The 13,068-nt window shown below is 68.6% G+C and carries 11 protein-coding genes; all 11 read right to left on the reverse strand.

The window, feature by feature from the left end; genetic code table 11:
* Positions 1-45 precede the first annotated feature (45 nt).
* Positions 46-1,563: a Do family serine endopeptidase gene (locus tag ACLNGM_RS18120; protein WP_416356003.1), complete on the reverse strand. Its 1,518-nt coding sequence runs from the start codon at positions 1,561-1,563 to the stop codon at positions 46-48.
* 122 nt (positions 1,564-1,685) lie between these two features.
* Positions 1,686-2,183, reverse strand: a complete 498-nt coding sequence (locus ACLNGM_RS18125; RefSeq protein WP_416356004.1) for a cytochrome c-type biogenesis protein CcmH — start codon at positions 2,181-2,183, stop codon at positions 1,686-1,688.
* A 1-nt stretch (position 2,184) separates the two neighbouring features.
* A complete protein-coding gene (locus ACLNGM_RS18130) occupies positions 2,185-4,158 on the reverse strand; it encodes a heme lyase CcmF/NrfE family subunit (RefSeq protein WP_416356005.1) in 1,974 nt (657 codons plus the stop codon).
* Positions 4,155-4,634: a cytochrome c maturation protein CcmE gene (gene ccmE, locus ACLNGM_RS18135; protein ID WP_416356006.1), complete on the reverse strand. Its 480-nt coding sequence runs from the start codon at positions 4,632-4,634 to the stop codon at positions 4,155-4,157. Before ccmE ends, ACLNGM_RS18130 begins: the two co-directional genes overlap by 4 nt.
* Positions 4,631-5,809, reverse strand: a complete 1,179-nt coding sequence (ccmI, locus tag ACLNGM_RS18140) for a c-type cytochrome biogenesis protein CcmI (RefSeq protein ID WP_416356007.1) — start codon at positions 5,807-5,809, stop codon at positions 4,631-4,633. The genes ccmE and ccmI overlap by 4 nt, the downstream gene beginning before the upstream one ends.
* A 148-nt stretch (positions 5,810-5,957) precedes the next feature.
* Positions 5,958-6,356, reverse strand: a complete 399-nt coding sequence (locus tag ACLNGM_RS18145; protein WP_416356008.1) for a hypothetical protein — start codon at positions 6,354-6,356, stop codon at positions 5,958-5,960.
* 50 nt (positions 6,357-6,406) lie between these two features.
* Positions 6,407-7,840 (reverse strand): ATP-binding protein, encoded by a 1,434-nt coding sequence (locus ACLNGM_RS18150; protein ID WP_416356009.1) that lies wholly within the window; start codon positions 7,838-7,840, stop codon positions 6,407-6,409.
* Positions 7,840-8,502, reverse strand: coding sequence for a response regulator transcription factor (locus ACLNGM_RS18155; protein ID WP_090958208.1), 663 nt, complete (start codon positions 8,500-8,502; stop codon positions 7,840-7,842). Before ACLNGM_RS18155 ends, ACLNGM_RS18150 begins: the two co-directional genes overlap by 1 nt.
* A 43-nt stretch (positions 8,503-8,545) precedes the next feature.
* On the reverse strand, positions 8,546-8,866 hold the full coding sequence (locus ACLNGM_RS18160) for a hypothetical protein (RefSeq protein ID WP_416356010.1): 321 nt from the start codon (positions 8,864-8,866) through the stop codon (positions 8,546-8,548).
* Positions 8,867-8,956: 90 nt separating this feature from the next.
* The gene (locus tag ACLNGM_RS18165) at positions 8,957-9,163 is read right to left on the reverse strand and encodes a hypothetical protein (RefSeq protein WP_090958212.1); all 207 of its coding nucleotides are present in this window, start codon (positions 9,161-9,163) and stop codon (positions 8,957-8,959) included.
* Positions 9,156-13,067 carry a baseplate multidomain protein megatron gene (locus ACLNGM_RS18170; protein WP_416356011.1) on the reverse strand — a complete coding sequence of 1,304 codons (3,912 nt, stop codon included), beginning with the start codon at positions 13,065-13,067 and terminating at the stop codon, positions 9,156-9,158. The genes ACLNGM_RS18165 and ACLNGM_RS18170 overlap by 8 nt, the downstream gene beginning before the upstream one ends.
* Position 13,068 lies beyond the last annotated feature (1 nt).

The raw sequence follows: 13,068 nt of genomic DNA on the forward strand, positions 1-13,068 counted from the left end.
GGGGCGACATCCGCCGCCCCCCGTTTGTTGCCCGTCCGTCGCGGGTCAGCTTCCGCTGATCGGCAGGGCGACGAAGCGGTTCTGGTCGCCGCTACGCAGCTGGAACAGCGCCGCCTTGCGGCCGGACGTGGAGGCCTTCTTGATGGCGTCCTCGACCTCGCGCTGCGACTTCACCGAACTGCCGTTCACCGCCACGATCGTGTCGCCGGCCGAGACGCCGCGGTTGGCAGCCTCGGAGTCGGGGTCGACCTCGGTGATGACGACGCCGTCGCCCTGGTCGGACGGCGTCAGCGTCAGGCCGTAGCCGCGCAGCGAGGACGGATTGACCGGCACGTTGCGGTTGCCGCTGGTGTTCGACGCCTCGTCGAGGCTGGACAGGTTGCCGAGCTCGACCTTGATGTCGCGGGCCTCGCCGTTGCGCCAGACCTTCACGTCGATCGTGGTGCCCGGACGGTACTCGGCGACCTTGCGGGCCAGTTCGCGCGGGCCCTTCACGGTCTGCCCGTTGACGGCCGTGATGACGTCGCCCGTCTGGATGCCCGCCTTGACGGCCGGCGTGTCGGTGTCGGGCAGCGTGACGATTGCCCCCTCCTCCGCATTGAGGCCGAGCGCCTCGGCGATGTCCTGCGTGACCGGCGCGATCTGGACGCCGAGCCAGCCGCGCTGGACGTTGCCGTTCTCGCGAAGCGATTGAATGACGGTCTTGGCGGTCGAGGCGGGGATGGCGAAGGCGATGCCGACGCTTCCGCCGGACGGCGAGAAGATCGCCGTGTTGACGCCGATCACCTGGCCCTCGAGGTTGAAGGCCGGGCCGCCCGAATTGCCGCGGTTCACCGCCGCATCGATCTGGATGAAGTCGTCGTAGGGACCCGCGCCAATGTCGCGGCCACGGGCCGAGACGATGCCGGCCGTCACCGAACCGCCGAGGCCGAACGGGTTGCCGACCGCGACGACCCACTCGCCGACCCGGACCTTCGAGTCATCGGCGAAGTCCACATAGGTGAACTTGCGATTGCCGCCCTCGACCTTGAGGAGCGCGAGGTCGGTGCGCGAGTCTGTGCCGATCAGCTCGGCCTTCAACTCCGTACCATCGTCGAGGACGACCGTGTAATCACTGCCGCCTTCGACCACGTGGTTGTTGGTCACGAGGTAGCCGTCGTCCGAGATGAAGAAGCCCGAGCCCTGCGCCATACCTTGGCGCGGGCTGCGGCGCGGCGCCTGGCGGCCATCGGGCGAACCCTGCATGCCGGGGTTGCCGAACTCGAAGAAGCGGCGAAGCGGATGATTCGGCGGCAGGTTGTCGAAGGGCGACTCGGCATCGCTGCCGTCATCGCTCGCCGGCTTGATCTGCTCCTTGACGCGCACCGACACGACGGCGGGCGAGACCTTCTCGACCACATCGGCAAAGCCCGGATTGACACCGGTCGGCTGAACCGAAACCGGCTCGGCGAAGCTCGGCACGACACTGGTGACGACGCCACCGGCCAGCACCATGCCCGCGACGCCCGCCGCCAGAACGGCCGTGGAGAAACGACGCGTCGTCTTGTTGGGATTCTTGTTCATGCGAAGGACCCTCGTTTCCATTCCCGATCCGCTGGGATGGGCCGTTTGGTCCATCCGATGCTCGGAAGGTAGGGGTCGCAACGTTACGGCAAGTTTTCGTCGGGATGAAAGCTTCGTAAGGTCTAGGCTCGGCGGCCTTCGGAGGCGCCGGCCCCCTCGCCGGTGATCTCCGACAGACGCGCCTCCTCGCCCGGCGTCAGTCCGGCGGTGCCGAGCTGCCCGCTCGATCGCCGGCCCGACGAGCGGAGCACGACCATCCCGATGGCGAGGAGGAGAACGGGCGTCCCCCAGAGGAGCACAGTATCCCAACGCAGGCGGGGCCGCAGAAGCACGAAGTCGCCGTAACGCGAGACGAGGTAGTCGACGACATCCTCGTCGCTGTCGCCCTTCGTGATGCGTTCGCGAACCAGAAGCCGGAGGTCCCGGGCAAGCGGCGCGTCGGACTCGTCAATCGACTGGTTCTGGCAGACCATGCAGCGCAGTTTGGCCGAAAGATCGCGGGCGCGCTGCTCCTGCCGGGCATCCGGCAGAACCTCGTCGGGTTGAACGGCCAGCGCCGCCGTGCCCACGAGAGCGTTTGCCGCGACCACCGCTGCCAGGAGAACTGTCCGCAGCGACATCTCAGGCCGGCCTTGCAGCGCGGCGCCGCGCCGGCGCGCCCACCCGCAGCCGCCGATCGCTCAAGGAGACCGCGCCGCCGATCGCCATCGCCACGGCGCCCAGCCAGATCAGCGTGACCATAGGCTTCCACCAGACACGGACGACGACGGCGCCGGCGTTGGCCGCAGCGTCGCCGAGCGCGATATAGATCTGGCTGAAGACGAGCGTGTGGATGCCGGCCTCCGTCGTCGGCATCTGCCGCGCGGGATAGAAACGCTTGGCGCTTTCGATTGCGGCCGTCTCGTTGCCCTCGTCGAGCAGGGTGAAGTGGCCGACGTCCTCGCGGTAGTTCGGTCCTTCGCGAAAGGTCTGCCCCTCGTAGCGCAAGTCGAACCCGCCGACGGCGACGACCTGTCCCGGCGTCATGGCCGTTACGGTTTCCGTGTCGAACGTGCTGACGCAGACCACGCCGAGAAGCGTCACGCCGACACCGAAATGGGCCAGCGCCGTGCCGAAAGCCGAGCGCGGCAGCCCGGCGAGGCGCGCGGCCGCGACCCGCAGGCCCGCCTTCGGCAGTCCGGCCCGCCCGGCGAGGTCGACGAGCGCTCCCACCATCACCCAGACGGCCAGCCCGATGCCGAGCGAGGCGAGGATTTTCGTGCCCTCGTTCACCGCGATCACGATCACCATGACGACGAGCGCCGCGCCGACCGCCGCATAGAGCCGCTGTGCCGCGCCGAGGAGATCGGCTCGCTTCCAGGCGAGGAGCGGCCCAAACGGCAGGGCGAACAGGAGCGGCACCATTAGGGGGCCGAATGTCAGGTCGAAGAAGGGCGCGCCGACCGAAATCTTGGTGCCGGTGAAGACTTCGAGGAACAACGGATAGAGCGTCCCGACGAGCACCGTCGCGGTGGCGGTCGTCAGGAACAGGTTGTTGAAGACCAACGCACCCTCGCGCGAGATCGGCGCGAACAGGCCACCGCTTTCCAGCTCCGAAGCCCGGAACGCGAAGAGCGCGAGCGACCCGCCGATGAACAGGCAGAGGATCGCAAGAATGAATACCCCGCGCTCCGGGTCGACGGCAAAGGCATGAACCGATGTGAGGACGCCCGAGCGGACCAGGAAGGTGCCGAGAAGGGAGAGCGAGAAGGTCAGGATGGCGAGGAGCACGGTCCAGACCTTGAGCGCCGAGCGCTTCTCCATGACGGCGGCCGAATGGAGCAGCGCGGTGCCGGACAGCCAGGGCATGAACGAGGCGTTCTCGACCGGGTCCCAGAACCACCAGCCGCCCCAGCCGAGCTCGTAATAGGCCCAGTAGGAACCCATCGCGATGCCGCCGGTCAGGAACAGCCACGCCAGAAGCGTCCAAGGTCGCACCCAGCGCGCCCACGCGGCGTCGATCCGCCCCTCAATCAGGGCGGCGACCGCGAAGGAGAAGGCGATCGAGAAGCCGACATAGCCGAGGTAGAGCAGCGGCGGATGGATCGCGAGCCCGATGTCCTGAAGGATCGGGTTGAGGTCGTTGCCCTCGAACGGCGCCGGCACCACGCGGGTGAACGGATTCGAGGTCAGGAGGATGAACAGGAGGAACGCCGTCAGGATCCAGCCCTGCACCGACAGCACGGTCGCCTTCAGGCTCGGCGGCAGGTCCCGGCCGAAGAGCGCGACGAGCGCGCCGAACAGCGACAGGATCAGTACCCAGAGGAGCATCGACCCTTCGTGGTTCCCCCAGACGCCGGTGATCTTGTAGATCATCGGCTTGGCGGAGTGGGAGTTCTCCACGACGTTGAGAACCGAGAAGTCGGACGTGGCATAGGCTGCGGTCAGCGCTCCGAAGGCGAGCGCCAGAAGCGACAGCCCGGTCACCGACGTCGCCGACCCGCTATCCATCAGCCTGGCGTCGCCGATGCGGGCGCCGACAAGCGGCAGGATCGACTGCACGAGCGCCGTGCCGAGCGCGAGGACCAGCGCGAAGTGACCGAGTTCGACGATCAAAGTCCCGCCCCCGACGACGCCCCGTCCTTCGCCGAGACGATCGCCCCGTCCTTCCAGAGGCCGCGCGCCTTGAGGTCGTCGACGACCTCCTTCGGCATGTAGGTCTCGTCGTGCTTGGCGAGCACCGTATCGGCCACGAAGATGCGGTCGCTGCCGAGCCGCCCCTCCGCCACGATCCCCTGCCCCTCGCGGAAGAGGTCGGGCAACAGCCCGGCATAGACGACCGGCACGCTCTCGACCGTATCGGTGATGCGGAACGTCACGCGCTGGGAGGCGTCGCGATGCACGGTCCCGGTCTCCACGATCCCGCCGAGCCGCAGCCGCTGCCCGTCGTCAGGAGCGCGCGCCGCGATGTCGGTCGGCGAGTTGAAGAAGGCGACGCTGTCCGACAGCGCGGTCAGGACAAGCCCCGCCGCGGTTCCGACCACGGCGAGGATACCGAAAAGGCTGGCAAGGCGCTTCTGCTTGCGCGTCATGGCGTTGTCTGATCCGGGTTCAGTCCGAGCCCCCGCGCGAAGCTCAGGATATCTATAAGCTCCGGCGAAGCGGCCGGAAATACGGCCCGCACCTCGCCGAGTGCGGCACGTGCGTCGTCCGGACGGTCGAGCACGACATAAGAACGGAGCAGCCGCTTCCAGCCTTCCGGGTTTTTCGGTTCCGCTTTCAGGCGCTCCGCGAGCCCCGACACCATGCCCTGCACCATCGCTTGGCGTTCGCCGTCGCTGAGCTTCGACGCCGCCTCGACATCGGCCGCTGCCGGCCCGGGCTGGGATGGCACCTGCTGCGAAGCGGTGCCCGACCTTGCGTCGGCGAGAGCCGCTTCGGCGACGGGGCGCCAGGCTCCGTCCTGAGGGCCGGTGCGCAGAAGCTCGCTCCAGGCATCCGCCGCCTCGGCCGATCGCCCCTCCTGCGACAGCGCGAGCGCGAGATAGAACCTTGCAGGAATCCAGTTGGCGTCGAGGGTCAGCGCTCGGCGGAACTCCGTCGCCGCCTCCGGGGTCACGCGACCGTCCGCCGCCTGCACCAGGGCCTCGCCGAGACCCGCAACGGTCTGGGCCGTCGGCGGGCGGAGGCGCAGGACGTTGCGAAACGCCGTGGCCGCCTTCTGCCCCTCACCGAGCCGGAGATATACGGGGGCAACGACGCTCCAGCCTTCCGCATCGTCCGGCCGGGCCGCCAGCCGGCGCTCGATCTCGGCGACGGCCGCGACGAGATTCGGCGTCTGCGGCTCGGGTTCGCGAAGCGCGAGCGGCTGGTCGGGAATGTCGGGCGATCCCCAGCGGTCGTAGAATAGAAAAGCCCCGATCGGCAGCATGAGGGCGACCGCCAGTCCCGCGACGACGCCCGAGCGTTCGCGCGGGGGTCTCGTGGTCTTGGCGGCGGCCGCCTCGTGGGCGCGCAGAAGACGACGACCGATCTCGGCGCGCGAGGCCGCGGCCTCCTCCCGCCCGATGACGCCGCGCGTCTCGTCCTCGCGCAGCTCGCCGAGCTGCGCGCGATAGACCTCCTCGTCGAACGCCTCTCGAGCCACCGAGCCGCGGGCGGGGCGCATCAGGAGCGGCCAGACGATCGCGGCAGTGGTCAGGGCGGCTAGGACGAAGGCGACAAGCCAGAACAGCATCGAGGCTTCCATGACCCTCGCCTCACGCAAGGGTCCGATCGTTCGCAGGGGCCGGAAGAGCCGCCGAAGCAGGCTTGCGCTGCGACGCACTCGCCGACGGAAGGGCGCCGGCCCCGGTTCGGAACCGCTCTAACAAGCCGCGCCGGAAAAGCCTATTCAAAACCGCATCATCGCGCAGTCAGGCGACGGGCGTCCAAAGGTCGGCGCCGGTACGGCAGGCGCTTCCGACCTGCCGGACCTTCGAGGCCCCGCGGGTGATGACGAGCGTATAGCCCCGGCAATCCTGCGCGCCGATACGATAGAGCTGCGTCGGCGTGATCTCGCCCTTGAAGCCATCGGACTCCCAAGGGATCACCTGGCCGACGGTGCCGAACTGAAGGGCCTGGTATTGGGCCTGCAGGGCCCGCTGCTCCGCCGTTGCACTGAGCTTCATGGTGCCGGTCGGCGCGATGCTGCCGCGCAATGCCGCGGCCCGGTCCGACAAGGGTTCAGGCGCCGCGCGCGGCGCGCTGGTCAGGCATCCGGAAAGGATCGGCAGCGCCGCGACGACGAAACAGGTGGTCCAGAATCTCGACATGCGTCCGTTCGCCGCCCGAGCGGCCCATGCTGCCACAACAAAGTGTCATGTCAGGACATCGGCGCGTCGGATGCGCGAGGCAAGATCACCTCCGCGTGCAATCCTCCGATTTCGGAACGCGAGAGGCGAAAAGATCCGCGGTATTGCAAAACGGTATCAGCGACGATCGACAGGCCGAGACCGCTGCCGGTCGCGCGCTCGTCGAAGCGACGCCCGCGCTTGGTCGCCTCCGCCATCTCCACATCGGACAATCCCGGCCCATCGTCCTCGACGGTGATGCCGAAGCTCTCCGCCCCCGCCGGGCGCAGTCGCAGCACCACGCGCCCTCGCCCGTATTTCGCGGCGTTCTCCAGAAGGTTGCCGATCGTCTCCTCGAGATCCTGCTGCTCCCCCGCGAAGACAGTAGAGGCAGCGTCCCCGTCGACATGATCCTCGAAATCGATCGCCGGGTTCAGCCGCCGCATCACCTTCAACAGCCGCTCCAAGACGGGACCGACCGGTGCTCGTGCGATGGTGCCATCTGTCGCCGCGACGCGGGCCCGGTCGAGATAGTGCTGCACCTGTCGGCGCATGATCTCGCCCTGCTCGCCGACGATGCGTCCCTTCTCGCCGCCGATCGCCGAGGCCTCGTTGAGGAGGACCGCGACCGGCGTCTTCAGCGAATGGGCGAGATTGCCGACCTGCGTGCGGGCGCGCTCCACGATGCGCCGATTGCTGTCGATCAAAGCATTCATCTCGACGGCGAGCGGTCGGATCTCGGCGGGAAAGCTGCCCTTCAGCCGTTCCGAGCGCCCCGTCCGCACGTCGCCGAGCGCCTGACGCACGCTGGAGAGCGGCCGAAGACCGTAGAGGATGGCCAGTGCGTTGATGACGATGGAGCCGAGCCCGAAGAAGCCGAGATACAATGCCATCTTGCGGTCGAAGGCCGCGATATCCGATTGGACGACGCTCGCGTTGCCCATCACGCGAAAGCGCGCCGCGTGGTTGTCCTGGTCGAGGACGACCTCCGCCTCCTCGACATAAAGCGTCTCGCCGTCGAGTCCTTCGGTCCGGTAGTCACGCCGGTACTGCATGTCGAAAGGCGCGAGTTCCGTTGGCTGGGAATTGATCTTCCGGGGGCCGAGCGAGAACGAGGCGAGCCGACCTTCCGTGTTGTTGCTCGCCGGGATCACCTCCCAGTACCAGCCGGATAGGGGCTGGGAGTAGCGAAGGTCGCCGAGATTGGGCACGCCTGACAGCGTGCCGGTTTCGTCGACCGTCACGGAATTGATGAGGTTGTAGAGCTGGGCCCGGACCACCGCCTCGAAGCCGGACTGCGCCGTCCGTTCGTAGAGGCTGGAAATCAGGCCGGCGACGACGAGAAACGCCGCGATCACCCAGACGCTCGACAGCGACACGACGCGGAACGTCAGGCTTTCGGTGAAGCGCGGACGCTCGGGCGCTGCCGCCGTCCGGTCCGCCTCGGGCTGCAGCTCGTCCGTCATCACCCGCCGTGCTGCATGCGATAGCCGAGGCCGCGGACGGTCTCGATCATGTCGACGCCGATCTTGCGGCGGAGCCGGCCGATGAAGACCTCGATCGTATTGGAGTCGCGATCGAAATCCTGGTCGTACATGTGTTCGATGAGTTCGGTGCGCGAAACGAGTTCGCCCTGGTGGTGCATCAGGTAGGACAGAAGCCGGTACTCGTGCGACGTCAGCTTCAGCGGCGTCCCGTCGAGACTCGCCTTCGAGGACTTGGTATCGAGCCTCAGGGGCCCGCAGTGGATCTCCGAGGACGCATGCCCGGCGGCGCGGCGGATGAGAGCCCGCACGCGCGCCAGCACCTCCTCCATGTGGAAGGGCTTGGCGACATAGTCGTCGGCCCCGGCGTCGATGCCGGCCACCTTGTCGCTCCACCGGTCGCGCGCCGTCAGAAGGAGGACCGGCATCGCCCGCCCCTCGCGCCGCCAGCGCTCCAGCACGCTGATGCCGTCCATCTTCGGAAGGCCGACGTCGAGGATCACGGCGTCATAGGCTTCGGTGTCGCCGAGGAAGTGCCCGTCCTCGCCGTCCGAAGCCTGGTCAACGACATAGCCCGCGCCCGTCAGCGCCTCGTTCAACTGCCGCCGCAGGTTCGCATCGTCTTCGACGATCAGGATACGCATGAAAGGTCCCGTCCCGAAAATTCGTGCCGCTCGACCGAATGGCTTACTGCTCGATCGTGATCGTCTGGCGGCGCGGCCGATTGCCGTCGCTCGCCGGAATCAGAACCGTGACGACGCAGACGGTCCGGTCGCCCTGCTGCGAGGCGCGCACGGAAAGAACCTGCCCGCCGGTCTGTGCCGCCGCCTGTGCCGCCGCGGCCGAGCACCCACCGCCTTGCGCGAACAGCTCTTCCGACCGCTCATGCGCCGCCGGGATCGAACCGCCTTCGGTCGGACGCTCCGGCATCGCTTCGGCCGCCGTGGAAAAAGCGACGAGACCGAGCAGCGAAAATGCGGAGAGACGGCGGAGGGAAGGTCGAAGCATGGCACATCCAGGGTCTGACGTCCGCTAGACTAGGGACTGCGGTCTGAATGTCGAATGAACGGGGCGCCCATACGCCGGGCGCCCGACCCCTCAGCGGATGCGGCTGCGCGCGTCGAAGCGTCCGAAGATCGCGACTGCCGCGCCGATCGCACTCGCAGCAGCCGTCAGCGCCGTCACCGCCTCCTCGCTGGAGAGCCCGACGATCTCGACCCCGAAGAGCCCCGCCAGCGAAGCCGCGAGCGCCAGTGCCGCCCCCCACACGGTGCGCGACTCGTACCAGTTCTTGCTATCATCCATGTTCCGCTCCTTCGTTTGAAAGACTTCCAGTCGCCGCGACCATCAACCTCGTGGACGCTCCGGGCCCGTAGACTTGGCTGAGTTGCGCGACCTCAACCGACATTTCGCTCGGCACCCGGCCGAACCAGCTGGCGAGTTCAGCCGTGGTGAGACGCAGGACGGAGGTTTCGACCGTCACCGTCCGAACCGTTCCCGGCCCGGCGAACAGGCTGACACGGTAAGCCTCGCGATCCTCGTCCAGCGGCACGTCGAGCCCGTCCCAGGCGGGGTCCGTCGAGCGCGTTCGGCGAATCCATTCGAGATGGAGACCATCGATCCCGAGCCGCCCTTTCAGGTGAACCGGCGACAGGGGCCGCAGCGCACGTCTGCCGAGGGCTGTCGTGCGACGGTCGGATGCCGGGTCGTCCAGCGGATGTCCGGCTGGAACGACAAGCCAGTCCGCGGGTATCCCGGCTTCGCCGTCGGCGAGCGGCAGGCGCTGGACCGCGCGGTCGAGGAGCACGAATCTGGCTCCCGCCGGCGCACCGGCTGCGGCCTCCTCTCCGGTTCCGCCGAGGCCACGCGTCAGGCCGGCAAGACGGTAGCGGGACGGCGCCACCTCTTCCGCTTCGAGGAAGCGCACCACCTCCCACCCCCCGCTCGACGAAAGGACGGTCGCCGTGTTCTCGCCGGCTTGAACCAGCGCGGCGCTGGCGGAGGCAAGGCTGCCCGCCGCCAGGTCGACCGTCATCACATGGGTCCGATCGAGGATCTCCTCTCGCCCCGCACCGAGGGCCGCCGCCAGTCGCCCCGTCGTCGCGCAGGTTTCGGCGACGAACACCGGGCGATGTCCTGCGGCCGTCGCCGAGGCCATCACGACATAGGGCAACCAGGGCTTCGCCGAGACCGCGACCATCGCACCTCCCAGGCCAGAGCCGAGCTTCGGAAGGTCGAGGAGCGCGACGGCAGGACGCGAGGCGAAACTCGGTCCGGTCAGGTCCGGCAGCGGCTGCGGCGCGCCGGCACCTGGCGGCGCAGCCCGATGTCGGACGCGTCTTGCCTCCACCCGCCGCGACAGCCCGTCCTCGATCCGCGTCACCTGCCAGATGCCAGACCGCCCTTCGAGTTCGAGCCGGTCGCCGACGCCGATCTCGATCTCGGCCGGCGACAGCGCGAAGCGGGCCATTTCCCGATCGCCGGCCTCGCGTTCCAGAACCCCTCGCGCCAATTCCCGCGCCTCGGTTTCGGTCAGCACCACCGGCAGTTCCAGCGTCGCCTGTCCGGGCCGAGAGCGCCCGGGCAGCACGGCTTCCGCCGCCGCCGGCCGGTAGGCCCGTTCCGCGTCGCCAAATCCGAGCACGATCTCGCCCGACGCTTCCCCGTCCTCGATCCGCCGGATCTCGACCGGCGCCTCGTCGGGCGCATCGACCGGCATCACGGATCCGAGCACCGATGCGCGCCGGCCAAGCGAGCGGAAGCGCAGGATGCCTCCGCGCACGAAGGCCTCGACGCCCGTTAGCCGCAGAAGCTCTTCGAGTTCCCCGCGCGCCGTGCCGGGCCCGGAGACCGTGAACCCGCCGACCATGCCGTCCACGGCCGAAACGTCGAAGGCCTCGAAGCCATGGTCGCGCAGGAGCGAGGCGATCAGCCCATCCAGCGGCGCACGGCCGAGCCGGCCGTTCAGCCAATGGCCGCGCTGCCAGTTTCCCCCGTCGCGCCAGAGCGATGCTCGTTCGGGAAACGCCGGAAAGGGACGCGCGTCCCATGTCCAGAGGTGCACGGCGTCCGCGGCCACCATCCGGTCTCCGTAGACCGGCGACACCGGATTGCGGTCGTCATTGAAGCCAGGGACCGTCTCGTCCCAGTGCTTCTGGTGCGCTTCCAGGAAGCGCCGCTGCATCAGGTCGTCGCGGGCGCCCGTCGAGAAATGAGGCAAGGCACTTTCCGCGGACTTTGGGTCGACGAAGACGTTCGGCTGCCCCGCCCCCTTGTCGACCGCCGGGCAGCCGAGTTCGGTAAACCAGATCGGCTTCGACATGGGCGCCCAGGCCGTCGGCGACGGTGCCTCCATCCCGCCGCGCCGCTCGTAGTGCGGCTGGCTCCACCAGGACACGAGGTCCTTCGGGCGGAAGATCCACGGCTTGCCGTGCCCGTCGGTGATCGATTGGCGCTCCCCTCGGCGGCGCGCAGCTAGGTCGGGGTAATACCAGTCCGCATACTCTCCGCCTGCGATCCCCGCCGTCAGTCCGTCGAGGTCATGAGGCGAAGCCATCCCGTCTTGGGGTGCCCGGTCGTCCTCGTCGCGCCAGTCGGACGTCGGCAGATAGTTGTCGATCCCCACCGCACCGATCGAAGGTTCGGCCCAGAGTGGATCGAGGTTGAAGAACACGTCGCCGTTTCCCGGCTGGTAGCCGAAATACTCGCTCCAGTCCGCAGCATAGGTGACCAGTGCTTTGGGCAGGATCGACTTCACGTCGCGCGCGAGATCGACCAGCGCGTCCACGAAGGGAAAGCAACCTGTCTCGTCGCGCAACCGCGTCAGTCCCCGCATCTCCGAGCCGATCACGAAGGCGTCGACGCCATCCGCTGAGCGCGCCAGAAACGCTTGGTGCAGGATCATCCGCCGATAGGACCATTCCGCCGGTCCGCCATAGCGCACGCCCGTCTCGTCGAAGATGAAATCCGCGGGCTGGGCCGTGCCGACGAAGCGGGCGATCTCGGCTCGTGCCGCCGGCGTCCCGTCGGCCGACCCCGCCTGCGTTTCCGCGCGCTCGAGCGTCATTCGCCCGCGCCAGGGATACGCCGCCTGCTCGTTCCCGCCATAGGGGTCCGGAAACCCGTTGCCGGGCGGAATATCCATCATGAGAAAGGGATAGAGCGTGACCTTCAACCCCTTTGCCCGCAACGCCGCGATCGCCCGCCGCACGCCGGCGTCCGACGGCGTGCCGCCATAGGCCGGGCCGCCGTCGACACGGCTGACGAGGCGTGCCGCCCCGCGCGCCAGGTCGCCCACCCGCCACCGCTCGGTCTCGTCCCGTACCGCCGTCTCGACGCCCGGGCGGCAGGTCGCCCGCTCGGCCCGCAGATCGTCGGCGAACCAGGCGACGACCAGCGCCGCCCGCTCCAGTCGCGGACAGAGCGACGTCAGTTCGTCGAGGGAGGCGGAAAAGTCGCTCGCGCCGTGCAGCACGTTGCGGTTCGGCAGCCGGTCCTGTCCATCGCCGATCCGCTCGCGCACGACCAGCGGGTCGAGTCCGTGCTCCGTCGCGCCGGGGATGATGGTGATCGCACGAATGTTCTGTTCGAACGTGCCGACGGGCCGCACGACCTCGCAGGAAATCTGGGGGATGCGGTTGCCCCAGCGCTCCAGCGGAAGCCGCTCGAACACGAGATAGGCCACGCCGCGATAGGCCGGTGCGCGGCCCGCCCCCTGTCGGGCCTCGATCAGCGGATCGGGTGCCTGGGTCTCCGTTCCCGGGTGCAGCCGCCACGTTACCGCAGCGAGGTCGAGTTCCTCGCCGTCAGCCCAGACGCGGCGCACGCAGGCGATCGGTCCTTCGCAGAGCGCCACGGCCACGTTGCCGAAATAGCTGTAGGTCGTCGTGCTGGTTGCGCCTCGTGCCCCGCCACCCTTGCCGCCCTGCCGCTCCGTCCGGCTCGCTTCCTCGAAGCGCGTCGTCCAGATGACCTGACCCGCGACCCGCACCGTCCCGTAGACCCGCGCGACGCCGCTGCCCTCGTCGGCCTCCATCACGCGGCTCGTCCGCAGCCGTCCGCTTTCGCGCCGTCCGCCGCCGCCCATCAGACGGTTGTCGATCGCGTAGCCGCCGAGCGCGCCGATCGCCCGTCCCGCGACGGCTCCGAAAGGTCCCCCGACCAGCCCGCCGAGCGCTCCGCCGGCCGCCTGCAGAAGAATGGTCGCCATG

It is taken from the genome of Aureimonas phyllosphaerae (assembly GCF_047943035.1).
Taxonomy (GTDB): Bacteria; Pseudomonadota; Alphaproteobacteria; order Rhizobiales; family Rhizobiaceae; genus Aureimonas; species Aureimonas phyllosphaerae.

Excerpts from the sequence above, each read along its gene's own strand:
- ACLNGM_RS18125 (WP_416356004.1), bottom strand. The coding sequence starts at position 2,183 with ATGTCGCTGCGGACAGTTCTCCTGGCAGCGGTGGTCGCGGCAAACGCT.
- ACLNGM_RS18170 (WP_416356011.1), bottom strand. The coding sequence starts at position 13,067 with ATGGCGACCATTCTTCTGCAGGCGGCCGGCGGAGCGCTCGGCGGGCTG.
- ACLNGM_RS18165 (WP_090958212.1), bottom strand. The coding sequence starts at position 9,163 with ATGGATGATAGCAAGAACTGGTACGAGTCGCGCACCGTGTGGGGGGCG.
- ccmE (WP_416356006.1), bottom strand. The coding sequence starts at position 4,634 with ATGACGCGCAAGCAGAAGCGCCTTGCCAGCCTTTTCGGTATCCTCGCC.
- ACLNGM_RS18145 (WP_416356008.1), bottom strand. The coding sequence starts at position 6,356 with ATGTCGAGATTCTGGACCACCTGTTTCGTCGTCGCGGCGCTGCCGATC.
- ACLNGM_RS18160 (WP_416356010.1), bottom strand. The coding sequence starts at position 8,866 with ATGCTTCGACCTTCCCTCCGCCGTCTCTCCGCATTTTCGCTGCTCGGT.
- ACLNGM_RS18155 (WP_090958208.1), bottom strand. The coding sequence starts at position 8,502 with ATGCGTATCCTGATCGTCGAAGACGATGCGAACCTGCGGCGGCAGTTG.
- ACLNGM_RS18150 (WP_416356009.1), bottom strand. The coding sequence starts at position 7,840 with ATGACGGACGAGCTGCAGCCCGAGGCGGACCGGACGGCGGCAGCGCCC.
- ACLNGM_RS18120 (WP_416356003.1), bottom strand. The coding sequence starts at position 1,563 with ATGAACAAGAATCCCAACAAGACGACGCGTCGTTTCTCCACGGCCGTT.